This window comes from Bradyrhizobium sp. SZCCHNR1043 (assembly GCF_032489675.1).
Taxonomy (GTDB): Bacteria; Pseudomonadota; Alphaproteobacteria; order Rhizobiales; family Xanthobacteraceae; genus Bradyrhizobium.
Genome location: NZ_JAUEYN010000005.1, coordinates 210,545 through 233,355 on the forward strand (window position 1 = coordinate 210,545; position 22,811 = coordinate 233,355).

The window sequence follows — 22,811 nt, forward strand, 5'->3', positions numbered from 1 at the left end:
ACAATGGTCGGACCGCGAAGTCTCGTCCGCTCAGGCCGAAGGCAGTTTCAGGTCCGCCTCGAAATTGAACCGGTCGCGCAGGTTCTTGCGCGAGTCCAGGATGTCCTTGAGGAAAGCGCGATCGCTGTCGCTCGTGAGCATCGGTTCGATCAGGTCGATCTGGTTCATCGCCACCAGCTGCAACAGCTCAGTGCGTGGCCTGCCGCTGGCGTCGCGCGGCAGGGCATGCACGACCTGGATATGCTCCGGCGGCTTCGGGCCCTTGGCTGAAGCAAGCTCGTTTTGCAGCTGAGTTTCAAGCGTCGGCTGCTCGCTCTCGACGAACGCATAGAGCCCGACGCCGGTCCGGCGATCGGCGAAGGCAACGATCGCGGCGTCGCGCACGGCCGGGTTCTTCCGGATCATGTCCATCAGCACCGGCGCATCGTTGACCAGGCGTCGTCCGCCACCCTCGCGGTCGGTGAAATTGAAGATGCCGCGCGTGATGGCGCGATACACCTTTTTGCCGGTCATCAGCCAGATGCGCGCGAACAGCGATTTGCGCGCCAGGATCTTGCGCTCCTTCGGCGTCAGCGCCTCGGGCGCGTAACTCCGCTTATGCTTGAGCAGATGACGCAGGTCCTCATAGGCCGCGATCCGGAACAGCCGGCTGCGGCTCTCGAAGCAGGCGGCCAATTGGAAATCGGTCACGTAGCAATGGCCGTCGTGACCGACGAGCCAGTTCTGCTCCTTGGCGAGATCGTTGTGCGTGATCCCAGCGCGATGCAGCCGGCGCATCATCTGTTTGGCCGAGCGGAAATAGGCGACGTTGCCGTGCGGCTTGGCCAGATGCAGCGCCACGCCATTGATGAAGCCGCGGACCAGCGCGCGATCCCCAGCCCATAGCAGATCAGGGCCGGCGTTGAGCCCCTTGGCGCGCATCAGCGCCTTGCGCTCGCGCGCGAACAAATGCCGCGCCAGCATGAACGACCACCACGGCACCTCGTCGAGCCGGCGCAGCACGGCGTCGACATCGCCGGCCTCGCTCTTGAAGCGGCCGCGCTCGACGGTCGAGAACACGTCGCGCTTGAGCAGCACACCTTCGCACCAGCGCGCCGCCAGCAAGGCAGAATCGGTCTTCGGCAGGCTCATCGTACTCTCACGCAGCGGCCGCGACGGGCAGGTGCTCGGCGATCCAGCGGTCGAGATCGGCCAGCGCGCGGGCGCTCATCGCCTGCTTCTTCGCCACCGTCTTCTCGTTGCCCTTCAGCCGCGTGCCGTCCGGCTTGCGGGTCGGGGCCGTCGCCAGCGGCGGGAACAGGCCGAAATTGATGTTCATGGGCTGGAACGAGCGCGTCGCTCCATCGATCGTTTCGATATGGCCGCCAGTGATGTGGCCGAGCAGGGCACCGAGCGCAGTGGTCGGAGGCGGCGGCAGCAGATTTGCGCCACGTGTCTCCGCGGCGGCGTAGAGGCCGGCGATCAGGCCGATGCTCGCTGACTCCACATAGCCCTCGCATCCTGTCATCTGGCCGGCAAAGCGCAGCCGCGGCTGGGCCCGCAGGCGGAGCTGCGAATCCAGCAGTTTCGGTGAGTTGAGGAAGGTGTTGCGATGCAGGCCGCCGAGCCGCGCGAATTCCGCGTTCTCGAGGCCTGGGATCGTGCGGAAGATCTGCTGCTGCGGGCCGTATTTCAGCTTCGTCTGGAACCCGACCATGTTGTAGAGCGTGCCGAGCTTGTTGTCCTGGCGCAGTTGCACGATCGCGTAGGGCTTGACCGTCGGATTGTGCGGATTGGTCAGGCCGACCGGCTTCATCGGGCCGTGACGGAGCGTCTCGTGGCCGCGTTCGGCCATCACTTCGACCGGCAGGCAGCCGTCGAAATAGGGCGTGTTGGTCTCCCACTCCTTGAAGTCGATCTTCTCGCCCGCGAGCAACGCCGCGACGAAGGCGTCGTACTGCTCTTTCGTCATCGGACAGTTGATGTAGTCGGCACCGGTGCCGCCCGGACCGACCTTGTCGTAACGCGACTGGAACCAAGCGACCGACATGTCGATCGTGTCCTTGTGCACGATGGGCGCGATGGCGTCGAAGAACGCGAGCGCCGTCTCGTCGGTCAGGTCACGGATGGCCTCGGCGAGCGGCTGCGAGGTGAGGGGACCGGTGGCGATGATCACCTTCTCCCACTCCGCGGGCGGCAGGCCCGCGATCTCGCCGCGGCGCAGCGCGATGCGCGGATGGCCTTCCAACGCGCTTGCGACGGCCGCCGAGAAGCCGTCGCGGTCGACGGCCAATGCGCCACCGGCCGGGACCTGGTTGGCGTCAGCGGCCCGCATGATCAGCGAGCCCAGCCGGCGCATCTCAGCATGCAGGAGGCCGACGGCGTTGTTGGCGGCATCGTCGGAGCGGAACGAATTCGAGCAGACCAACTCGGCAGGCGTGGCAGTCCGGTGCGCCTCGGTCATGCGGTCCGGCCGCATCTCGTGCAGCACCACGTCGACGCCGGCCTCGGCCAGCTGCCAGGCGGCTTCGGATCCGGCGAGGCCGGCACCGATCACGTGGACGGTATTCGAAGGTGATTTGGTCCCTGTCATGCGCGGGACAGGTAGCGCTTTTCCCGAGCGCTGCAAATGCGCCAGTGGGGTTCAGCGTGAGAAACCGGGCGCGTGTGTTCCGTTGCGCCAGGGCCCAGACGCGGCAACGCCCGCAGCGAGGCGGGCGATGTCCGGTAGATATCGGAAGAAGGCTGATCAGCCGTTGTAGTGACCGGCAGCAACGCGCGGGATGTCCGAACGATCGAGACCGATGTCGGCGAGCTCGCGATCGCTGAGCTGCGACAGCTCGGCAACGTTGCGCTGATACTCACGGAACGCCTGCACCATGCGGATGAGCGAGAGCAACATGAAAAATCTCCTTTAGTTCACGATTCAGTTCTTCATCGGAACATCATCGTTGAAATGAACATAGAAGAGCTTGTTGCGATGCGGAAGCGTGAATGTTGCGATGCAGCTAAACCCCGGACGCATAGCTTGCATAACCCTTGAGTAAGAATCGGGCAGGCGCCCGGCAGCTCAGCGACCCGCGCAAGGCTCCGTATTCATGCGGATTTTCGATCGCCCGTTCGAATTGCCGGATCGAGCAATGCCGGCTTAAAGGCCGGTCCAGGCACGAAGCCATTGCCCGACATACACCCCACGAAACGCATGGGTTCATATAATGAACATAAATTCATTATGTACGCTGCGCCTCTCAAATCGATGATCGCCATCACGGACCGCTCGCGCGGATTTCACTTCGCGGCATATAACGAAAGGTGCGACAAAGTGTCGCGGTGCTGGGCAATGATGCCGGCGCCGTCGCACCAGCGAGGAAAAACAATGAACAAACTTTTTGGGGCCGCGCTCATCACTGCGGCAATTGTGGCGGTCGGTCCGGCTCAGGCGGCGCGGATGCATGGCGCCGGCTGTAGCGGGGCCAATCTGGAGAAGACCGAGACGGCGATCGAGGCGATGGCCGACGGCGACGCCAGATATACTGCGCAGAAGGAGATTGCGGCAGCGCAGGACGCGCTGCTGAGCGGCAAGATGGGCGCCTGCAGCGTGCACCTGACCAAGGCGATGCAGGCCGGGATGATCAAGTAGCAGGCGCATCTTTCGCATCATCGAACGAACGGCCGGTCGCGATGCCGCGATCGGCCTCATTCCTGACCCGGGCTACGGCGCCCGCGCCAGCTGGGTCGCGAAGGTCGCGACCGTCCGCGCGTAGACCTCGCTCTTGTTCCACTGCTGGATGACCGCAAAATTCGGGCCGCCGGGCTCCCAATCCTTGCCCTTCTGCCAGCCATAGCCCTTCAAATAGTTCGCGGTGGAGGCGAGAACGTCGGGCGCGCTGCGGATCAGATCGCGCCGGCCATTGCCGTCGAAATCGACGGCGTATTTGATCCAGGACGACGGCATGAACTGCGTCTGACCGATCTCGCCGGCCCAGGCGCCGCGCATGTCGGCCGGCTGAAGGTCGCCGCGGTCGACGATCCGCAGCGCATCCAGCAACTCGCCGCGAAACTGCTCGGCGCGGCGGCAGTCATAGGCCAAGGTCGCGAGCGCACGGATGGTCGGAAATTTTCCGACATTGACGCCGAAATCGGTCTCGAGCCCCCAGATCGCGACCAGCACCTCGCCCGGCACGCCGTAGCTCTGCTCGATCCGCGACAGCACCGAGCCGTATTGCTTCAGCATGTTGGAGCCGCGGGTCATGCGCGGCGGGATCATGCGCCCGGAGAATTCCTCGAAGGTCTGGCTGAACACCTTCTGACCGCGGTCGCGGTTCAGCACGCTTTGGTCGGGCGTCACGCCGGTCAGCGCCGCATTGATCGTGTTTTGTGAGATGCCCTTGGCCGCAGCTTCGGTCTTGAACTCGGCGAGCCAGCCGTCGAAATTGCCGCTGCCGCAAGGCACCGCGGCGCGCGCTGGCGCTGACAGGGTGGTGAGGGCAGCGAGGCAGGCAAGAGCGGAAACGGCGAGAACGCGAGCAATCATCGAAACACCTGGACGGCAATGGATTCAAAAAGCGTTGCTGGGCGCGCTCCATGTCGGGCGTAACCGCGGCAGCAACAAGGCCTTTCGATCACATTGGCGTCGGATTTCGTGAGCGCTGCAACACGCTGGCGGCTTCTCGAGACGGCCGCCGGCCCGGGAGGCCGGCGGCCGTGACAAACTCGTCGCTGCGTCCTCACATCCCGTCGCGCGAGCGCCATGGGAACAGGTTCGCCGGGAAGTCGGCCGCGGGTTTGGAGCCGCGCGGGGCCGGCGGCACGATCCGGGCTGCGTCGGGATTGATCGCGATGGCTTCGCGGTAGAGATGCCAAGTGGCGTGGCCGAGCACCGGGATCACAACGGCGAGCCCCAGGAAGAACGGAATCGTGCCGGCGACCAGAAGCACCGCGACGATGAGGCCCCAGGCCGCAACCGGAACGGGATTCTTGGCCACCACGCGCAGCGAGGTGACGACTGCTTCGAGCGCGCCGGCGTGTCGGTCGAGCATCAGCGGGAAGGACACGACGCTCAGGCACAGCGCCAGCAGCGCGAACAGGAAGCCGACGCCGCAGCCGACCGCGATCAGCCACCAGCCTTGCGGCGTCGTGAACACCCGCTGCAGGAAATCGCCCGCGCCCGTCGCGCCGCCGTAGCCGAACACTGCGACGTAGATCGCCTGCGCGGTCGCGACCCAGGTGACGAACAGCGCGAGCAGCAGCGTGCCTAGTCCGAGCATCGAGCCGAACGACGGCGACCGCAGCACCTCCAGAGCATCCCAGGCACTGGTGTCCTCGCCGCGGTCCCGGCGGCTGCTGAGCTCATAGAGACCGAGCGCGGCGAATGGGCCGAGCAGGGCGAAGCCCGCCGCCAGTGGAAACAACAGCGGTACCACCGCATAGCCGAACACCGCGCGCGCGATCACCAGGCCGAGAACGGGATAGATCGCACATAGCATCACGGCGTGACTCGGGACGGCCTTGAAATCGTCCCAGCCGAGCCGCAGCGCGCGCATCAGGCTCGACATGTCGATCGTGCGAATCGTCAGCTCAGCCGCGACCTCGTCTGCCGCCCGAACGTGGGAGGCGGCATTGCTGTGGTAGGTGGCCATCGTCGTGTGCTCCCTCAACTTGCGTAGGGCGCTACCCAACCACGCAGGCGGGCTGCGCTTCTCGTTGGAACAAATTCGCGGATGGCCAGACGCGACGAACCTCGGGGCGGCCATTCGCGAACGGAAGTCATCAGGATAGTGGCAAAACAGGCCGCGCCTACTCACGCCTCGGTGAGTGCTGTGAATGTCGCGGTGCATTAGAACGGTGCCCGCGACCGAAGAAGCCGAGCCATCCACGGACAAAGTCATTCCGCCGTCATTCCGCCTTGGGTAAGCTTCACATTCGTCGCCGTGGTCGCCTTGGCAGGCCTCGGCGGGTGGCGGAGCGGCTCTACGGCCGTCTTTGCAACGGAACAACGCCGGCCGAGTTCTTCTTACGATCACCATCCATTGGGAGCCATTGATGAGCATTTTCGGAAAGATCATGGGCGCTATTTTCGGTCATCATGCCGAGGCTGCCCCGGCCGGCGGCAGCACGCCCGCCGCGGGCGGCACCGCGCCGGCAGGCGGCACGGCAGCTCCGACCGGGGGCCCGGCTGCTGCGGCGCAAAACGTCGATGTGGCGGCGATCGTCGACAAGGCCGCGGCTGCCAAACACGAGAAGCTGGAGTGGCGGACCTCGATCGTCGACCTGATGAAGGCGCTCGACATCGATTCGAGCCTCGCCGCGCGCAAGGAGCTTGCCAAGGAGCTCGGCTACAGCGGCGACACCAACGACTCGGCCAGCATGAATGTGTGGCTGCACAAGCAGGTGATGAGCAAGCTCGCCGCCAATGGCGGCAAGCTTCCGCCGGAGATCAAGCACTGAGGCGGTCGGCCCAGTTGTCGAAAAGCGAAAGGCCCGCCATCGCGCGGGCCTTTGTCGTCTTTGATATCGTCCGGTGTATGCAGGCGCCTCAGGCGTGCACCAGGCTGGCGCGCTCCCAGGCCTCGGCGTGCAACTGGTCGCGGTTGAAGCCGATGTCGCGCAGCGTGCGCTCGTCGAGCTGGTCAAGATAAGCGAGCTGGGTGCGGTAGTGGACGTAGCGCTTGAGAACGTCGAAAATGGCAGTGATGAACATGAGCCTCTCCCCATCGGTCTGGTTGCTTGTTCGGCGGGGGATTGCTGGTCCATCCGGGTAGCCATTGCGTTAAAGCACACGGTCCAATCGTCTTGCTCGGTAATTCTACGGAACGTCACGCCATGATGTCCCGGTTCTCCGGGTGGTCACGGAGGTAGTCGGCGACGAAGCTGCAGCCCGCGATCACCTTGCGGCCCTCGGCGCGGATCAACTCCAGTGCGCCCTTGACCAGCTCGGACCCGATGCCCCGGCCGCGCAGGGCCGCCGGGGTCTCCGTGTGGGTGATGACGACCGCCTGCGGCGTCGCTCGGTAGTTTGCAAAAGCGATGCTGCCTTCGACGTCGAGCTCGAAGCGGCTCTGGGCCTTGTTGTCGCGGACGACGGTCATGCTCCTCTACCTTCGTTTCGGTTTGTCGGTCTGCTTGATGAACTCCGCCAGCATTTCGCGGATCGACCAGGGCTTGCCGTCGACGGCGCCGCGGATGTCGTCGATCTTCCATTGGCCGGCATCGCGCACGAAGTCGTAACGGATGACGTTGTCGGCCTGTTCCGTGCGATCGTTGCGATGGCCGGCGATGGTGACGGCGACCGTCGCCTTGTCGGCCTCCTGCTTCTCCGGACTCACCTTGAACGAGGCGACATCCGGATCCTGCGAATTGGTGACGGGATCGAAATCGACCGCGCCGACCTCGCCCTTCGGCGTGCGGGCGTCCATCTTTGCCCATTGGGCGGCCAGCGACTTTGACAGATAGTACGCGCGTGCCGCCTTGTTCTCGATGACGAAGTTGCCGCCATCCTCGCCCTTGCCCTTGGCGACGCGGGTGTAGATCGCGGTCATGATGCCGGTAGGCTCATTGGCGGCGGGGGCCTGCGCGCGAAGCGGGGATACGGCGAGCACGCCAGCGAGGCCGAGAAGCAGGAAACGACGATTGATCATGGGTGTCCTCAAATCAGATTCGGTGCGTGGTGAAACGAAGGAATGCGCGGCCGGCCTCGGGTTTGTCGCACGGCATCTGCATTCGTTCGAATGACACCGTCGCATGGGAGCGATGGGCAGGCCGCGCTTGCGAGGTCGCGCGGGACCGCGATAAACAAGCGGGAAGGTAACGGGTGGCCGAGACCGCCCGAGAATCGATCGAGGGGACGCTGTCATGGGTCTGTTCATTTGCTGCCGGGATGCGAGGGCTCGTCGATGAGTGGCACACAGCTGCGGATGTCGCGGCGGGTGATGAATCTCGCGCATATCGTGACGCAGAACGGCCGCCGGCTCGGCGACCGCGTCGGCTTCGTCTGGGGCGAGAGGTCGTGGACCTGGCGCGAGATCGACGCGATGGTCTCGGCGCTGGCGGCAGCGCTGGCGGAGCAGGGCATCGCCAAGGGCGATCGCATCTTGGTGCATTCCAAGAATTGCGAGGAGATGTTCGTCTCGATGTTTGCCGCGTTCCGGCTCGGCGCGGTCTGGGTGCCCACCAATTTCCGCCTGATGCCGGACGAGGTCGCCTACCTCGCGACCGCCTCGGGCGCGAAGGCGTTTCTCTGCCACGGCGACTTTCCGGAGCACGCTGCCGCAGTGACGACTGCTGACTTTACCTGGCGCATCGGTGAAGGCGGCAGCTTCGGCACGGGGGCCGTGGCCGACGCAATGAAGGCGAACGCCGGCGCAGACGTTGCGAACGCAGCCGTGGAGCACGACGATCCCTGCTGGTTCTTCTTCACCTCGGGCACGACAGGCCGCTCCAAGGCGGCGGTGCTGACGCATGGCCAGATGGCCTTCGTCATCACCAACCATCTCGCCGATCTGACGCCCGGCACCACCGAGCACGACGCATCGCTCGTCGTCGCGCCGCTGTCGCATGGCGCCGGCGTGCACCAGTTGATGCAGAGCGCGCGCGGCGCCAGGACGGTGCTGCTGCCGAGCGAGAAGTTCGACATCACCGAGGCGTTCCGTCTCATTGAGGCGCATCGCATCAGCAACCTGTTCACGGTGCCGACCATCCTGAAGATGATGGTCGAGCATCCCGCCGTCGACCAATTCGATCATTCCTCGCTGCGCCATGTGATCTATGCCGGCGCGCCGATGTATCGCGAGGACCAGAAGCGCGCGCTGGCGCGGCTCGGCAAGGTCATCGTCCAGTATTTCGGCCTCGGCGAGGTCACCGGCAACATCACGGTGCTGCCGGCCGCGGCGCACGAGGAAGAGGATGGACCGGAGGCGCGGATCGGCACCTGCGGCTATGAGCGCACGGGCATGCAGGTCTCGATCCAGGACGATCAGGGGCGCGAGCTGAAGCCGGGCGAGACCGGCGAGATCTGCGTCATCGGTCCGGCCGTGTTCGCGGGCTACTACGACAATCCCGACGCCAATGCCAAGGCGTTTCGCGACGGCTGGTTTCGCACCGGCGATCTCGGCCACATGGACGCGCAGGGCTTCGTCTATATCACCGGCCGCGCGTCGGACATGTACATCTCCGGCGGCTCCAACATCTATCCGCGCGAGGTGGAGGAGAAGATCCTGACCCATCCCGACATCGGCGAGGTCGCCGTGCTCGGCGTGCCTGATCCCGTGTGGGGCGAGGTCGGCGTCGCCGTCTGCGTGGCGCGCGAGGGCGCGGCCGTGCCGAGCGAGAGCGCGATCGCCGGCTATCTCGCGACCAAGCTGCCGCGCTACAAGATGCCGAAGCGGTTCTTCTTCTGGGATGCCTTGCCGAAGTCCGGCTATGGCAAGATCCCCAAGCGTCTCGTGCGCGACGAGCTCGAGGCGCGCGGCTTGCTCGATCTCACCAGGCAGGGCTGAGCACTGATGCGATTCATCAAACAGCCCGGCGCGCCGGTAGCCGACCGCGTCCAGTGGGTCGAGGCGCGCGGCCGCGCCTTCACCTTCACCATGGAGCAGGGGTTGCCGCTGCTGGAAGCGGCCCATCGCGGCTTTGCGCGTGAAGGCTTTGCCGGCGGCGTGCTCGACATCAAAGGTGGTGCGCTCGGACCGTTCGCCTATGTCATGCCGGCGCTGTCGAAGGCGCCGGATCATGCCGCGTTCTACAGCGAGACCTATCGGCCCGCCGGTGTCACCCAGCTCTCGACCGCGACCATGACGCTGGGTGTGCGCGACGGCGCGCCGTTCTTCCATTGTCACGCGCTGTGGACCGAAGAGGGCGGCCGGGCCGGTGGTGGGCACATCCTGCCCGAGGAGACTGTGGTCGCCGAGCCGTTCGAGGTCGAGGCGTTCGGGCTCGATGGCGCGATCTTCACCGCCGCGCCTGATCCGGAGACCGGCTTCAAGCTGTTCGGCCCGGTGGCGGCCGCACCGAGCAGCGCCCCAACGGATCGCCGTGCCTTCGCCCTGCGGCTGCGGCCGAACCAGGATTTTGCCGGCTGTCTGGAGGAGTTCTGCCGCGCGCAAGGCATCAGCAGGGCGCGGATCCGCGGCGGTGTCGGCTCGACCATCGGCGCGCGCTTCGAGAGCGGTGCTGTGGTCGAGCCGTTTGCGACCGAGCTGACCATCGCCTCGGGCGCGATCGCGCCCGGCGCTGTCGGTCTCGAAGCCACGCTCGACGTCGCGCTGGTGGACTACACCGGCGCGTTGGCGCAGGGGCGTCTGGTTCGCGGCGACAACCCGGTGCTGATGACGATGGAGCTGGTGCTGGAGGTCGCGGCGTAGCCCGCGTGGGACGGTAGCCGATCCCGCCGCCTTGTGCGAGATTGCCCGCGATGTCACCGAATTTGTGAAGGCGTCATGGCGAGGAAGCAACGCGAGATCCGGCTGCGCGCCCCCTATCTGAAGCGGCTGTGGCTCGATCCGGCCAAGATCGCCGACCGCGCTGAATATCCGTTCTGCCTGCCGTTCCTGCAGGACGAGTTCGAGCTGAGCTTCACGAGCGCCATCACCATCATCGTCGGCGAGAACGGCACCGGCAAATCGACCCTGCTCGAAGGCATCGCGGCGCTGGCCGGCTATGACGAGGCCGGCGGCGGCAAGGGCTACAGGCCGGTGGATCATGGTCGTGCGATCGAGCGCATGGGGGGCACGCTCGGTGCCGCGTTCCGTGCGAGCTGGCTGCCGAAGATCACGCAGGGCTGGTTCTTCCGCGCCGAGAGCTTCTTCTCGGTGGCGCGCTATCTCGACGAGGCCGCGTTGGACGATCCATTCGGAGGGCCGCCGCCCGACTTCCTGTCGCATTCCCACGGCGAGGGCTTCCTGCGCTTCTTCGAGGAGCGCTGCCAGCGCCAGGGCATCTACATCTTCGACGAGCCGGAATCGGCGCTGTCGCCGGCGCGCCAGATCGAGTTTCTCAAGCTGATGCGGCGGATGGACGAGTCCGGTCATTGCCAGGTGCTGATGGCGACGCATGCGCCGGTGCTGATGGCCTATCCCGGCGCGACCCTGCTGCGCCTGACCAAATACGGTCTCGAGAAGGTCGTTGTGCAGGACACCGATCACTTCAAGGCCCTGCGCGAGTTCTGCGCCGATCCCGACGGCTTCGTGCAGGCGGTGCTTGCGGAGTGAGGGCGGGGCGTGGTGCATGAGAGTTGGCGAGGTCGACCAACTTGCTCCGCCGTCATTGCGAGCGAAGCGACGTGTCCGCCGAAGCCCATCGGGCGCAGGCGGAAGCAATCCAGGGCTGCGCAAAGACTCTGGATCGCTTCGTCGCTTTGCTCCTCGCGATGACGGAGAGACATGAGTCCGCGTTCCCGCGTGCGAATGGCGTCCGGGCTTTGCATCATATTCTGCCCTCCTCGAAGTGAGAGGGCGCAGGGAAGGCCGGGCATCCGCTGATGCCCGCGGCCCCCGTGCGGGAAAAATGCACGGGGCAGGAACCACAGGCTCAGCCGAGATGACCCGGCCTTCCCTGCGCGATGGTGTTACGGCTTATACGTGATCTCCTCGGTGCACCGGGCTTTCTGGCCACCGTCACCGGCGCGATGCGTGAGCATCACCACCAGCTTGACCTCAGCGTCGGGAGGTCAGGACCACACGATTTCGCCGTCCGCCGCCGGACCCGTCGTCTGCGCATTTGCGCCGGGCCCGTGACGTCCATCGCATCCCGCACTCAACGCCCGTGACGACCGCGAAGCGCCCCTCTCGTGAGTGCAGGACGCACCCAGAAGAACGCAAATTCCGAAAAAGCGAAAGAAGAATATTTTTCGCGACACGACTGGACAGGGGTGATGGCGCTGATCCCGCGTCGAAATATAGATTTTGCGCGCATGGCCGTTTTGGTGTCAAAACGGTCGCGTCACGCCTTCGCGGCGTGCGCGTCGGGCAAATCAGGTCGCGACGCGGGTGAGGGAAGCAGGGTTTCAGATGTCGGAGCAGGCCAACCGTCACGACGAGCTCGACCAGGCGCTGCTCGCCCTCGACGACCGCGCCATGGTGCTGGAGGAGCTCGACGGCTTCATCGCCGGCCTGCTGGTCCTGCCGGAGCAGGTCCCGCCCGGCGAATGGTTCGCCGCGGCGTTCGGGTTCGGCAAAGGCCGCCACTCGGTGTTTGCGAGCATCGACCACGCCAATGCGGTGCTCGACCTGGTGATGGCGTATCATGACGAGATCGCCCGGACGCTCACGCAAACGCCGGAGCTGTATCAGCCGCGCTATCCGGTCGATCCGATCGACGGCAGTGTGATCTGGGAGTTGTGGATCGACGGCTTCGCTGCGGCGGTGGACCTGCGTCAAGAGCGGTTCAAGGCCTACCGGAACGTCGACGGCGACGTGGGCGAGGCGGCGCTGAGCCTGATGGTGGCGATCGAGCTGGCGCGCGACGAGAATGCCGACCGCGTCGAGAATACCAGGCTCGACCGCGAAGCACCTGCTGACATCCGCCATGCGGTGCTGACCCTCAACCGTCATCGGCGGAGCGGGGCGCCCGTGCCCGGCGCGCCCGCCTTCATTGAGCAACCCAATCCGTTCGCCTCCTTCGGCAAGGTCGGCCGCAACGATCCCTGTCCGTGCGGTTCCGGCCGGAAATACAAGCGCTGCTGTGGCGCCAATTGACCCGCTTTCGAGCGCCACGACACGGTCTTTTTTGTTGCAACAATCGGGAGCGGTGCAAAGATGGGCCCGCCGCGTGCCAGATGCGCGGGCCAAATGAGAATGGTTGAGGAAACGAGATGAGGATGGTGTTCGGCAAGGCGCTGGCCGTAACGGCGGCGCTCGCGATCGCAACGACGGCTTTGAGCACGGCGGATGCGCATGGTCCCACCCGGCGCAAGGTGCAGGAGCACGTCGAGATCAACGCCGCGCCCGCCAAGGTGTGGGCCGTGATCGGCAACTTCCAGGACATGAGCTGGCTCGGCGTCGTCGACAAGACCGCGGGCGAGAAGGGCAACGAGATCGGCGCCACGCGCAAGCTGACCCTGAAGGGCGGCGCCACGGTCGACGAGGAGCTCTACAAATACGACGCCGAGAAGATGAGCTATTCGTACCGGATCACGGCGGTCGATGTGAAGGTGCTGCCGGTGACAAACTACTCGTCGACCATCGCGGTGACGCCGAGTGCGGACGGCAAAGGCAGCGTGGTCGAATGGACCGGCGCGTTCTACCGCGGCTTCCCCAACAACGATCCGCCGCCGGAGCTGAGCGACGAGGCCGCGGTCAATGCGGTGACCGGGCTCTACAAGGGCGGGCTCGAGGGACTGAAGAAGAAGGTGGAGAGCGGGAGCTGATTGGATACGACCATGTCGCCAAGTCAGCGCTGCGCTCCCTCTCCCCGTTCTTACGGGGGGAGGGTTGGGGTGAGGGGCAGCCGAACGGGGGGTGTGGGCGGTGAGACCTGTGCCGCCTCACCCGGATTGCATCTGGCGATGCAATCCGACCTCTCAGCGCGAGCGAAGCTCGTCGCGGCCCCGCATCCGCCTTCGCTCTGCGAGCTACGGCGGACAAGAGCGGGGCGAGGTGGGTACAAGGCAGGGCGCTGTACCACTCCTCGTCTCTCAGATCCTATTCGAGCTTTTCTGCTCGCAGCCTTGCTCGTCTGCTGCGCCAGTGCCCATGCCGAAGAAGCCTTCGTCACCAATCAGCTCAGCGATGATCTGACCATCGTCGACCTCGCGACCTCGAAGCCGGTGGCGACGATCCCGATCGGCGGCAAGCCGGCCGGCGTTGCGGTGGCTGCCGACGGACGCTTCGCCTATGTGGCGAGTCCGGACGACAAGAGCATCAGCGTCGTCGACGCTGTCGCGCGAAAGGTTGTTGGACGGATCGAGGTCGGTGGCGGCCCGCTCGGCATTGCCGTGACGCCGGACGGTTCGACGGTCTACGTCGCAGACTGGTACAACGCCGCAATTCGCGTGATCGATGCGAAGACCCGGACCGTGACCGGCAGCATCGCGGTCGGCGCCTCGCCGTCGGGGCTTGCGGTGACACAAGACGGCAAGCTGCTGCTCTCCGCCGACCGCGACGACGACATGGTCTCGGTGATCGACACGGCGACGCGCCAGCGCCTTGCGACCATCAAGGTTGGCACGCGGCCGTTCGGTGTCACCATCGACGCCGAGGGCAAGCGCGCCTACACGGCAAATGTCGCCTCCAACGACGTCTCGGTGATCGACCTCGCCGAGCGTCGCGAGATCGGCCGGGTCAAGACCGGCTTGCGGCCCTATGCAGTGGCGCTGGCGCAGGGCAGGGGCTTCGTAACCGACCAGTATGACGGCACGGTCAGCGTGTTCGACCTGGCGAGCCTCCAGCCGCTCCAGCGCATCAATGTCGGTGACTATCCCGAGGGCATCGAGGCGACGGCCGACGGCCGACGCGTCATCGTCGCCAATTGGGAGAGCAACATCCTGAGCGTCATCGACGTGGCCGCACTGAAGGTCACAGGGGAGATCAAGGTCGGCAACGGCCCGCGCGCGTTCGGCGCGTTCCTGCGGCGGTGAGGCAGGCCGGCCAGTGGCGGGAATGGAGTTGCATCTGCAGCCTCCGTCATTGCGAGCGTAGCTCGCAATGACGCGGGGAGGTATCGAGGCTCGTCGTTATCCCTGCATGTCGCCGGCGCTGATGCAGGCTACGAATCTCGTCTGGCGGGCACCACCAACCGTTCCACGATCTCGTCCATCCGGGTGAACAGCATCTCCGGCTGGTGGTCGCGCAGCGCCTGCTCCGCGGCATAGCCCCATGTCACCGCACCGAAGGCGATGCCGGCGGCGCGCGCAGCCTCGATGTCGCGGGTCTCGTCGCCGATCGCGATGACCTGGGCCGGGTCGACGCGCAGCCGCTTCAGCACCCGGCGAAACTTCCGTGCCTTGCCGAACACCGAGGCTGAGCAATCGAAATCGGCGAACAGACCGGCGCGCGATCCGAGCTTCTGCCGCGCATTGGCCTCGCTGTCCGACGAGACCAATGCGAGCATGGTGCCGTTCGCGGCAAGGGTGTCGAGCATGATGTCGACGCCTGCAAACAGCGGGATGCTTGCTGCATGCGCCGTCTTCAGCCGGCGCACGTGGCGCGCGATCAAGGGCAGCTTCCAGCGCGGCACCTGAAGGAAATCGAGGATCTCACGGGTCGAGGCATGGCGCAGCCCGTCGATGTCCTGCTCCTCGACCTGACGAAAGCGGTACCGCACGGCGACGGCATTCACGTGGGTGCGAAACCACGGGAAGCTGTCGGCGAGCGTGCCGTCGAGATCGAAGATGACGAGGGAATATGGCATCGCGTGGGGTGAGCGCGGCGAGGGGCTGATGATCGTCGAGGCGTGTCGTCCTGCGACAGTCCCTGCGCCATAGCAATGGGAGGGGCGGCGCGCAATGAGCTGCGACCCTTGCGTGTCGCAGCTCCATGATGACGTTCTACGATCAGGGGTTGAACATGTTGTGATGTGCACCTGGAAATGACGCGGTCTATGATCCCGATGCGCCGGCGGATCAGAGTCTGCCTGCCCAATTTGATCGAATTTGTTTTCATCATTCAAGCCAGAGAGATTTCACATGGCCCTCAACAAGGTTGCTGCAGCGTATCTGTCCTACTTCGCCTATATCGACGACGCGCTCGATACGGTTCAGCCGAGCGATTTCGTGACGATGCTGAAGTCCGTTCCGTCGGGCGCAGCGAACGGTCCGTGGTCGCTCGTCTGGGGCCCGGCGGTCAACAACGGCGTGCTCGCCTATGTCGCGCAAGGCAGCGACGGCAGCTACGCGCTGGCGTTCCGCGGCACCGATGTCGACGGCTCGGTCGGCGGTGCCTTCGAGAACGTGCTCGCCGACGTCGATGCAGTCTTCCAGGTGCCGTGGCTGTATCCGCAGCAGGCCGGCTCGCCGCTGCAGATCAGTGCCGGGATCAACGATGCGCTGGCGCTGGTCATCGCGCTCACCGATCCCGCGACGGACCTGTCGCTGCTCGACTATCTGCGCGGCCTTGCGGCCAAGCAGAATCTGCAACTGATGGTGACCGGGCACAGCCTGGGCGGCGCGCTCGCCGTGGTGGCGACGGCGTGGCTGCAGGATCAACTGCCGAAGCTGAACTCGTCGCTGAAGTTCACGCTGTGGCCGCACACCTTCGCGGCTCCGACCATGTGGAACGCGGGCTTCGCGACCACCTTCGCGAAGGCCTATACCTACTATGCGGCGGTCAACAGCAACGACATCGTGCCGATGGGATGGGCCAATCTGAAAGGGATTCTCGTCACCTATGCGCCGCCGGCGCCGGTCCTGAAGGACACCAACTACTACTCGATCTACAAGCCGCTTGAGATCCTCAGCGCAACGATCCCGACCTATACGTCGATCGTGCCGAGCAATCCGGACCTGTTCACGATCACGCCGATCGTGGAGACGAACGATTCCTGGACCGCAGAAGCCGGCTACATGCATTCCATGCAGTTGCAGTACTTCCCGCACGCGACTGGCACGACGGCGCCGCCACTGCCGGGGGTCACCAAGACCGGCGTGGCGCGGCCGCGCGCGGTCGCCGTCGCGGCGTGAGCTGCTGATCAGGGGGACGTCGCCGTTCGGGTCGCGTCTCGCGTTGCCCTCTTGCGAGCCTGCTCCCGCAGGTCTGCAAGAGGGTTTTGACGCGCATCCGATCAACAATCTCTCACGGCCTTTGTGAGCGTGCGCTGCAGGAACACCTTGCGCAGTGCGATCGTTGACCCCCGTACAAGAGCAAGGAGAGACACATGCAACGCACGCTCAAGATGGCCGCGCTGGCCGCCGCCACGCTGGTGCTCGGCACCGCCGCCGCATCCGCGCAGGGCTATGCCCGCTACGGCGACTCGATGGCCTGGGGGCCGCCGACACAGGGCAACGATTCCGAGCCGGTGTATGACGCCGCGCCGGCGCCGGCCTACGCGCCGGGTGAGGTGGCGTGGGGTACAACGGCCTGGGGCCACGGCTACAACGGCACCAACCATCCGACCCCTGGCTCGACCCAGGGCGATGTCGGTCCGTCCGGCAACAACAACGGTACGCTGACCGGTGTCTACCGGCAGTGGTAGCCGCCATCTCGCGTTAGACGTTAGGCGATCAAACCCGCCGCTCGACAAGAGCAGCGGGTTTGTCGTGTCGGACGGGTTCGCTGCGCGTGTCGGCGATGTCACGAAGCCGTTGGATCACGAGGTCGCGCGAAGGGGAGCGTCGCGTTGTGTCGCACGATTGTTGTGGGAACCGGCGGAACCTTGGATGGATCGATATCGTTTGTTCTCCGAGAATTAGGAACGAAGGAGCAAGTTCATGACGCGCACGTTTGGATTCGCCGTGCTGACCGCCGTCACGCTCGTGGCTGGCACCGCTGCGGCCTCGGCCGGCGAATACGGCCCGGGCGGCTACGGCTATGGTGGCCAGGTCACCAGCACCTACGCCTACCGCGATTCCTTCGCCTGGGCGCCGGGGCCGGTCTATGAGGAAGGCTACGTCGCGGTCGCGCCGGGCCCGTATGACGGCCCGGGCTGGGGCACCGGCTACAACGGCACCAACCATCCGACCCCGAGCTCGACCCAGGGCGACGTCGGCCCGGGCGGCAACAACAACGGCACGCGCAGCGGATATTATCGCCAGTGGTAATCTGAGTTCGTTGTGGAAACATCGAGCCCGCCGCTCTGTAGAGAGTGGCGGGCTTTGCTGTGATGAACCGGTATCGACCACATGCGTCATTGCGAGGAGCGAAGCGACGAAGCAATCCAGAGACGCGCACGCGGCCCTGGATCGCTTCGCTTCGCTCGCAACGACGATCGATACAAGGGAATTGAGGGCAACTACTCCGCCGCCTCGCTGGCTGCGCCCCGGCCGCGCTTCTTCGGCTTGGCTGACTTCTCCAGCACCGGCTTGAGGAACTGCCCGGTGTAGCTGCGCGGCGCCTTGACGATGTCCTCGGGCGGGCCCCAGGCGACGATCTCGCCGCCGCCGTCGCCGCCTTCGGGGCCGAGATCGATCACCCAGTCGGCGGTCTTGATGACCTCGAGATTGTGCTCGATCACCACTACCGAATTGCCCTGCGCGACCAGCTCGTGCAGCACCTCCAGCAGCTTCTTGACGTCGTGGAAGTGCAGGCCGGTGGTCGGCTCGTCCAGGATGTAGAGCGTGCGGCCGGTGGCGCGCTTGGACAGCTCCTTGGCGAGCTTGACGCGCTGCGCCTCGCCGCCGGAGAGCGTGGTGGCCTGCTGGCCGACATGGATGTAGTCGAGGCCGACGCGACGCAGCGTCTCGAAGGTGTCGCGCACGCGCGGCACCGCCTTGAAGAATTCGGCGGCTTCCTCGACGGTCATGTCGAGCACGTCGGCGATCGACTTGCCCTTGAACAGCACGTCGAGCGTCTCGCGGTTGTAACGCTTGCCCTTGCAGACGTCGCAGGTGACGTAGACGTCGGGCAAAAAGTGCATCTCGATCTTGATGACGCCGTCGCCCTGGCAGGCCTCGCAGCGGCCGCCCTTGACGTTGAAGGAGAAGCGGCCCGGCTCGTAGCCGCGTGCCTTCGATTCCGGCAGGCCGGCGAACCATTCGCGGATCGGGGTGAATGCGCCGGTATAGGTCGCGGGATTGGAGCGCGGGGTGCGGCCGATCGGCGACTGGTCGATATCGATGATCTTGTCGATGTGCTCCAGGCCCTCGATGCGATCGTGCGGCGCGGCGGCCTCGTTGGCGCCGTTGAGCTTGCGCGCGATCGCCTTGTAGAGCGTGTCGATGAGAAGCGTCGACTTGCCGCCGCCGGAGACGCCGGTGATGGCGGTGAACAGGCCGAGCGGGATCTCGGCCGACACGTTCTTTAAGTTATTGCCGCGGGCGTTGACGACCTTGATGGTGCGGCGATGGTTCGGCGGCCGCCGCTCGGGCACCTCGACCTCGAGCTCGCCGGTGAGATATTTGCCGGTCAGCGACGCCGGATTGCGCATGATCTCGGCCGGCGTGCCCTCGGCGACGATGTTGCCGCCATGGGTGCCGGCGCCGGGGCCGATGTCGAGCACGTAGTCGGCGAGGCGAATGGCATCCTCGTCATGCTCGACCACGATCACGGTGTTGCCGAGGTCGCGCAGCCGCTTCAGCGTGTCGAGCAGGCGGGCGTTGTCGCGCTGGTGCAGGCCGATCGAGGGCTCGTCGAGCACGTAGAGCACGCCGGTCAGGCCCGAGCCGATCTGCGACGCCAGGCGGATGCGCTGGCTCTCGCCGCCCGACAAGGTGCCGGAGGAGCGCGCCAGGGTCAGATAGTTCAAGCCGACGTCGAGCAGGAAGGTCAGGCGGTCGCGGATCTCCTTGAGGATGCGGGTGGCGATCTCGGTCTGCTGCGCGTTCAGGGCCTTCGGCACCTCGGCGAACCATTCGCCGGCAGCCCTGACGCTGAGCTCGGAGATCTCGCCGATGTGCTTGCCGGCGACCTTGACGCACAGCGCCTCGGGCTTCAGCCGGAAGCCGTTGCAGCCGGCGCAGGGCACGTCGTTGAAGTACTTGCCGAGCTCCTCGCGCGCCCATTCGCTCTCGGTCTCGCGGAAGCGGCGCTCGATGTTGGTGATCACGCCCTCGAACGGCTTCTTGGTGTCGTAGGCGCGGACGCCGTCCTCATAGGTGAACTTGATCTCGTCGTCGCCGGAGCCGTGCAGCAGCGCGTTCTGCGTCTTCTTCGGCAGGTCCTTCCACTTGGTGTCGAGCGTGAACTTGTAGAACTTGCCGAGCGCTGTCAGCGTCTGCAGGTAATAGGGCGAGGACGACTTGGCCCAGGGGGCGATCGCGCCCTTGCGCAGGGTGACGTCCTTGTCGGGAATGACGAGATCAGCATCGACGTGCTGCTCGACACCGAGGCCGCCGCATTCCGGGCAGGCGCCGTAGGGATTGTTGAACGAGAACAGCCGCGGCTCGATCTCGGGAATGGTGAAACCGGAGACTGGGCAGGCGAACTTCTCCGAGAACAGGATGCGCTCGGGCCCGCTCTTGTCATGGATCTTGGCGGTCTTCTTCTTCTCCTCGGCCGGGGCGGCGGAGGCGGGCGCGTCGGCGAACTCGATCACGGCGAGTCCCTCCGCGAGCTTCAGCGCGGTCTCGAAACTCTCCGCGAGGCGCTGGCCGATGTCGGCGCGCACCACGATGCGGTCGACGACGACGTCGATGTCGTGCGGGAACTTCTTGTCGAGCGTGGGCACCTCGGCGAGCTCGTGGAAGGTGCCGTCGATCTTGACGCGCTGAAAGCCCTTCTTGAGATATTCGGCGAGCTCCTTCTTGTACTCGCCCTTGCGACCGCGCACGACCGGGGCCAGCAGATAGAGGCGGGTGCCCTCGGGCAGCGCCAGCACGCGGTCGACCATCTGCGACACGGTCTGGCTCTCGATCGGCAGGCCCGTGGCCGGCGAGTAGGGCACGCCGACGCGCGCCCACAGCAGCCGCATGTAGTCGTAGATCTCGGTGACGGTGCCGACGGTCGAGCGCGGATTCTTCGAGGTGGTCTTCTGCTCGATCGAGATCGCCGGCGACAGGCCGTCGATCTGGTCGACATCAGGCTTCTGCATCATCTCCAGGAACTGGCGGGCATAGGCCGACAGCGATTCGACGTAGCGGCGCTGGCCCTCGGCATAGATCGTATCGAAGGCGAGCGAGGATTTGCCGGAACCGGACAGGCCGGTGAAGACCACGAGCCTGTCGCGCGGGATCTCGACGTCGATGTTCTTGAGGTTGTGCTCGCGGGCGCCGCGGATCGTGATCGCCCGCAGGCTCGACTGGTTGGCTTGCGCGCGCTGCTTGGCCTTGAGCACTTCATCCATGACGATCGTCCCACGGCGCAGAGTCGCGCCATCGTTGCAGGCGCGTTCGCCGGAAGCCGGCCATCGGACGCCAGAGGGAAAAGGTATCGTCGGAACGTAGGAAGAACGGGGCTGGATTTCCAGTGCCGTCAGCGAATCATCAACAATGCGCTCAGGGAATGGCAGCGAATGGCAGGAGGCTGCCGGTTCCGTCCTGCCTTGTGCGCGATCCCGCAAAGAAAAAGCCTCCGCTCTGGCAGAGCGGAGGCTGTGTGCGTTGGCCCGGAGGCGAAGACTTAGAAGTGGTAGTTGATGCCGACCTGACCGGAATGCACGTTGAGCGTGCCGGTCGCGAGCGTGCCGAGGCCGGTGAAGGTGTAGCTCTCGCCACCGAAGCTCTTGTAGAGGTATTCGCCCTTCAGCGACCAGTTCGGGGCGAACATGTACTCGACGCCAGCGCCGACGGTCCAGCCGGAGTGGATCTTGCTGTCCGAAGCGGCGAAGCCCGGAGCCGTCAGCGAGACGCGGTTGTCAGCCCAGGCGTAACCACCGGTCGCGTACAGCAGGGTCGGGCCGAAGGCGTAGCCGATGCGGCCGCGGACGGTGCCCCAGTCACGGATCTTGGATTCGGCGTTGACACCGAGCGCGCCAACGTTTGCGTTGATGTCGGCCCAAGCGGCGTCGGCCTCGAGGCCGAACACGACAGCGCCCTGCTGCCAGTTGTAGCCGACGGTGCCGCCAGCGAAGCCGCCCTTCATGGCCGCGAAGTCAGCATCCTCGTTGGCATAGCCGCCCATGGCACCGATGTAGAAGCCGGTCCAGGTCAGCACAGGCGCGGCAACCGGCGCCTTGGTATAGGTCGGGCGCGCGGCAAGATCAGCGGCGGCAGCGGGAGCGGCCAGGGCGGCCAAGGCCACGGTCGCGAGCAGGATCTTCTTCATTCCAGTCTCCAGTTAATTCCTAGCAGTCCGCATCGCACCGAGAGTTTTACGCACGAAACAGACTCACCCGTTCAAGTTGACGAGGTTCCTATAGCCCGGTTCCGTACGGATTACCGTCACCCTGAAGACACACTCGCGGCCAAACCGCGTTTTTACGGGCAAGTTCCAGAAAGCCTATGTCACTCAACTGCTTGGTTCCGGGTGTGGCGAGCCGGCAAGGTGGCATCAGGGCAACAAAAAAGGCCGGCTTTCGCCGGCCTTTCTCGGAACCTGTCGGTTGCAGGTGTCAGTACTTGGCGATGACCGGGCCGCCGAAATGGTAGCTGAGGCCGGCCTTGACGGTGTGGACGGTGTCCTTCCACTCGGAGCGGTTGGTTGCGAAAGCGCTGTACTGGATCGCGCTCTTGCCGAAGTCGAGATAGTTGTACTCGAGCTTGGCCGACCAGTTCGGCGCGAACATATACTCGGCGCCGGCGCCGACCGTGTAGCCCCAGCGGGTGGTGTTCTGGCTGAAGACGTTGCCGGGGACGCCGTCATAGCGATGCTGCAACTGGCCCACCGCGGCGCCGCCGCTGACGAAGAACAGGGCGGGGCCTGCGGCATAGCCGAGGCGGCCCTTGATGTCGCCGAAGCTGGTCAGCTTGGTGAAGAAGGTGTCGCCGAGGCCGGCATTGACCACGGCGGAGCGGCCGTTGATGTCGGCCCAGTGATAGTCGCCTTCGAGGCCGAACACGACGTTGTCGACCTGCCAGTTGTAGCCGACCACGCCGCCGACGAAGCCGCCATTGGTGTTGTAGTTCTGGGTGCCCAGGAAGCCCGGCGCATTGAAGCGGCCGAGGAAGGTCTCCTTGCTGGTGCCCCAGCCGCCGCCGCCCTGGATGCCGGCGTAGAGGCCCGACCAGCTCAGGATCTGCGCGACCATCGGCGGCGCCTTCGTATAGGGACGTGCCGCCATGTCGGCCGCCGAAGCGGACGTGGCCGTTGCGATGCCGACGAGCGCCGTCGTGATCACAAACAACTTCTTCATCAAATTCTCCCCCGGGAGGT

23 protein-coding genes are annotated in these 22,811 nt (G+C 65.4%); 11 read left to right on the top strand and 12 right to left on the bottom strand.

The window, feature by feature from the left end:
• Nucleotides 1–30: 30 nt before the first annotated feature.
• The 3 genes from QX039_RS10720 to QX039_RS10730 form a co-directional block, all read right to left on the bottom strand.
• The gene (locus tag QX039_RS10720; RefSeq protein WP_315738132.1) at nucleotides 31–1,131 is read right to left on the bottom strand and encodes a serine/threonine protein kinase; all 1,101 of its coding nucleotides are present in this window, start codon (nucleotides 1,129–1,131) and stop codon (nucleotides 31–33) included.
• 7 nt (nucleotides 1,132–1,138) lie between these two features.
• Entirely contained in the window at nucleotides 1,139–2,572 is a 1,434-nt protein-coding gene (trmFO, locus tag QX039_RS10725; protein ID WP_315738131.1) for a methylenetetrahydrofolate--tRNA-(uracil(54)-C(5))-methyltransferase (FADH(2)-oxidizing) TrmFO, read from the bottom strand.
• A 156-nt stretch (nucleotides 2,573–2,728) separates the two neighbouring features.
• A complete protein-coding gene (locus tag QX039_RS10730; protein ID WP_006614327.1) occupies nucleotides 2,729–2,881 on the bottom strand; it encodes a DUF1127 domain-containing protein in 153 nt (50 codons plus the stop codon).
• 474 nt (nucleotides 2,882–3,355) lie between these two features.
• Between QX039_RS10730 and QX039_RS10735 the strand changes: the two genes are divergently transcribed.
• Entirely contained in the window at nucleotides 3,356–3,619 is a 264-nt protein-coding gene (locus QX039_RS10735) for a hypothetical protein (RefSeq protein ID WP_315738130.1), read from the top strand.
• A gap of 72 nt (nucleotides 3,620–3,691) precedes the next feature.
• On the opposite strand, the gene QX039_RS10740 is transcribed toward QX039_RS10735, so the two are convergent.
• Both QX039_RS10740 and QX039_RS10745 read right to left on the bottom strand, forming a co-directional pair.
• Nucleotides 3,692–4,513 (bottom strand): lytic murein transglycosylase, encoded by an 822-nt coding sequence (locus QX039_RS10740; protein ID WP_315770787.1) that lies wholly within the window; start codon nucleotides 4,511–4,513, stop codon nucleotides 3,692–3,694.
• A 193-nt stretch (nucleotides 4,514–4,706) separates the two neighbouring features.
• On the bottom strand, nucleotides 4,707–5,618 hold the full coding sequence (locus QX039_RS10745) for a DUF2189 domain-containing protein (RefSeq protein ID WP_315738128.1): 912 nt from the start codon (nucleotides 5,616–5,618) through the stop codon (nucleotides 4,707–4,709).
• A 403-nt stretch (nucleotides 5,619–6,021) separates the two neighbouring features.
• On the opposite strand from QX039_RS10745, the gene QX039_RS10750 reads away from it, so the two are divergent.
• Nucleotides 6,022–6,426 carry a DUF3597 domain-containing protein gene (locus tag QX039_RS10750; RefSeq protein ID WP_315738127.1) on the top strand — a complete coding sequence of 135 codons (405 nt, stop codon included), beginning with the start codon at nucleotides 6,022–6,024 and terminating at the stop codon, nucleotides 6,424–6,426.
• 88 nt (nucleotides 6,427–6,514) lie between these two features.
• Here the strand turns inward: QX039_RS10750 and QX039_RS10755 are convergent, their stop codons facing one another.
• From QX039_RS10755 to QX039_RS10765, 3 genes are all read right to left on the bottom strand, one after another.
• Entirely contained in the window at nucleotides 6,515–6,679 is a 165-nt protein-coding gene (locus QX039_RS10755) for a DUF1127 domain-containing protein (RefSeq protein ID WP_315738126.1), read from the bottom strand.
• Between the two features lie 115 nt (nucleotides 6,680–6,794).
• Nucleotides 6,795–7,067, bottom strand: coding sequence for a GNAT family N-acetyltransferase (locus QX039_RS10760; RefSeq protein WP_315738125.1), 273 nt, complete (start codon nucleotides 7,065–7,067; stop codon nucleotides 6,795–6,797).
• A gap of 6 nt (nucleotides 7,068–7,073) precedes the next feature.
• Nucleotides 7,074–7,616 (bottom strand): DUF3828 domain-containing protein, encoded by a 543-nt coding sequence (locus QX039_RS10765; RefSeq protein WP_315738124.1) that lies wholly within the window; start codon nucleotides 7,614–7,616, stop codon nucleotides 7,074–7,076.
• A 255-nt stretch (nucleotides 7,617–7,871) separates the two neighbouring features.
• Here QX039_RS10765 and QX039_RS10770 point away from each other — a divergent pair, with 255 nt between their 5' ends.
• From QX039_RS10770 to QX039_RS10795, 6 genes are all read left to right on the top strand, one after another.
• The gene (locus tag QX039_RS10770) at nucleotides 7,872–9,473 is read left to right on the top strand and encodes an acyl-CoA synthetase (RefSeq protein WP_315738123.1); all 1,602 of its coding nucleotides are present in this window, start codon (nucleotides 7,872–7,874) and stop codon (nucleotides 9,471–9,473) included.
• Nucleotides 9,474–9,479: 6 nt separating this feature from the next.
• On the top strand, nucleotides 9,480–10,337 hold the full coding sequence (locus QX039_RS10775) for a PCC domain-containing protein (RefSeq protein ID WP_315738122.1): 858 nt from the start codon (nucleotides 9,480–9,482) through the stop codon (nucleotides 10,335–10,337).
• Between the two features lie 75 nt (nucleotides 10,338–10,412).
• A complete protein-coding gene (locus tag QX039_RS10780; protein WP_315738121.1) occupies nucleotides 10,413–11,183 on the top strand; it encodes an AAA family ATPase in 771 nt (256 codons plus the stop codon).
• 798 nt (nucleotides 11,184–11,981) lie between these two features.
• On the top strand, nucleotides 11,982–12,668 hold the full coding sequence (locus QX039_RS10785) for a UPF0149 family protein (protein ID WP_315770785.1): 687 nt from the start codon (nucleotides 11,982–11,984) through the stop codon (nucleotides 12,666–12,668).
• A 116-nt stretch (nucleotides 12,669–12,784) separates the two neighbouring features.
• The gene (locus QX039_RS10790) at nucleotides 12,785–13,339 is read left to right on the top strand and encodes an SRPBCC family protein (protein WP_315738119.1); all 555 of its coding nucleotides are present in this window, start codon (nucleotides 12,785–12,787) and stop codon (nucleotides 13,337–13,339) included.
• Nucleotides 13,340–13,615: 276 nt separating this feature from the next.
• Nucleotides 13,616–14,548 carry a cytochrome D1 domain-containing protein gene (locus QX039_RS10795; protein WP_315738316.1) on the top strand — a complete coding sequence of 311 codons (933 nt, stop codon included), beginning with the start codon at nucleotides 13,616–13,618 and terminating at the stop codon, nucleotides 14,546–14,548.
• Nucleotides 14,549–14,676: 128 nt separating this feature from the next.
• Here QX039_RS10795 and QX039_RS10800 read toward each other — a convergent pair whose 3' ends face one another.
• Nucleotides 14,677–15,321 (bottom strand): HAD hydrolase-like protein, encoded by a 645-nt coding sequence (locus QX039_RS10800; protein ID WP_315738118.1) that lies wholly within the window; start codon nucleotides 15,319–15,321, stop codon nucleotides 14,677–14,679.
• A 274-nt stretch (nucleotides 15,322–15,595) separates the two neighbouring features.
• Here QX039_RS10800 and QX039_RS10805 point away from each other — a divergent pair, with 274 nt between their 5' ends.
• From QX039_RS10805 to QX039_RS10815, 3 genes are all read left to right on the top strand, one after another.
• A complete protein-coding gene (locus QX039_RS10805) occupies nucleotides 15,596–16,588 on the top strand; it encodes a lipase family protein (protein ID WP_315738117.1) in 993 nt (330 codons plus the stop codon).
• 194 nt (nucleotides 16,589–16,782) lie between these two features.
• Nucleotides 16,783–17,100 (top strand): hypothetical protein, encoded by a 318-nt coding sequence (locus QX039_RS10810; RefSeq protein ID WP_315738116.1) that lies wholly within the window; start codon nucleotides 16,783–16,785, stop codon nucleotides 17,098–17,100.
• A 235-nt stretch (nucleotides 17,101–17,335) separates the two neighbouring features.
• On the top strand, nucleotides 17,336–17,665 hold the full coding sequence (locus QX039_RS10815; protein WP_315738115.1) for a hypothetical protein: 330 nt from the start codon (nucleotides 17,336–17,338) through the stop codon (nucleotides 17,663–17,665).
• 191 nt (nucleotides 17,666–17,856) lie between these two features.
• On the opposite strand, the gene uvrA is transcribed toward QX039_RS10815, so the two are convergent.
• The 3 genes from uvrA to QX039_RS10830 all read right to left on the bottom strand — a co-directional run bounded on the left by uvrA (nucleotide 17,857) and on the right by QX039_RS10830 (nucleotide 22,791).
• Entirely contained in the window at nucleotides 17,857–20,844 is a 2,988-nt protein-coding gene (gene uvrA / locus QX039_RS10820) for an excinuclease ABC subunit UvrA (protein WP_315738114.1), read from the bottom strand.
• A 275-nt stretch (nucleotides 20,845–21,119) separates the two neighbouring features.
• Nucleotides 21,120–21,764 (bottom strand): porin family protein, encoded by a 645-nt coding sequence (locus tag QX039_RS10825; protein WP_315738113.1) that lies wholly within the window; start codon nucleotides 21,762–21,764, stop codon nucleotides 21,120–21,122.
• Between the two features lie 286 nt (nucleotides 21,765–22,050).
• Nucleotides 22,051–22,791 (bottom strand): outer membrane protein, encoded by a 741-nt coding sequence (locus tag QX039_RS10830; protein ID WP_315738112.1) that lies wholly within the window; start codon nucleotides 22,789–22,791, stop codon nucleotides 22,051–22,053.
• Nucleotides 22,792–22,811 lie beyond the last annotated feature (20 nt).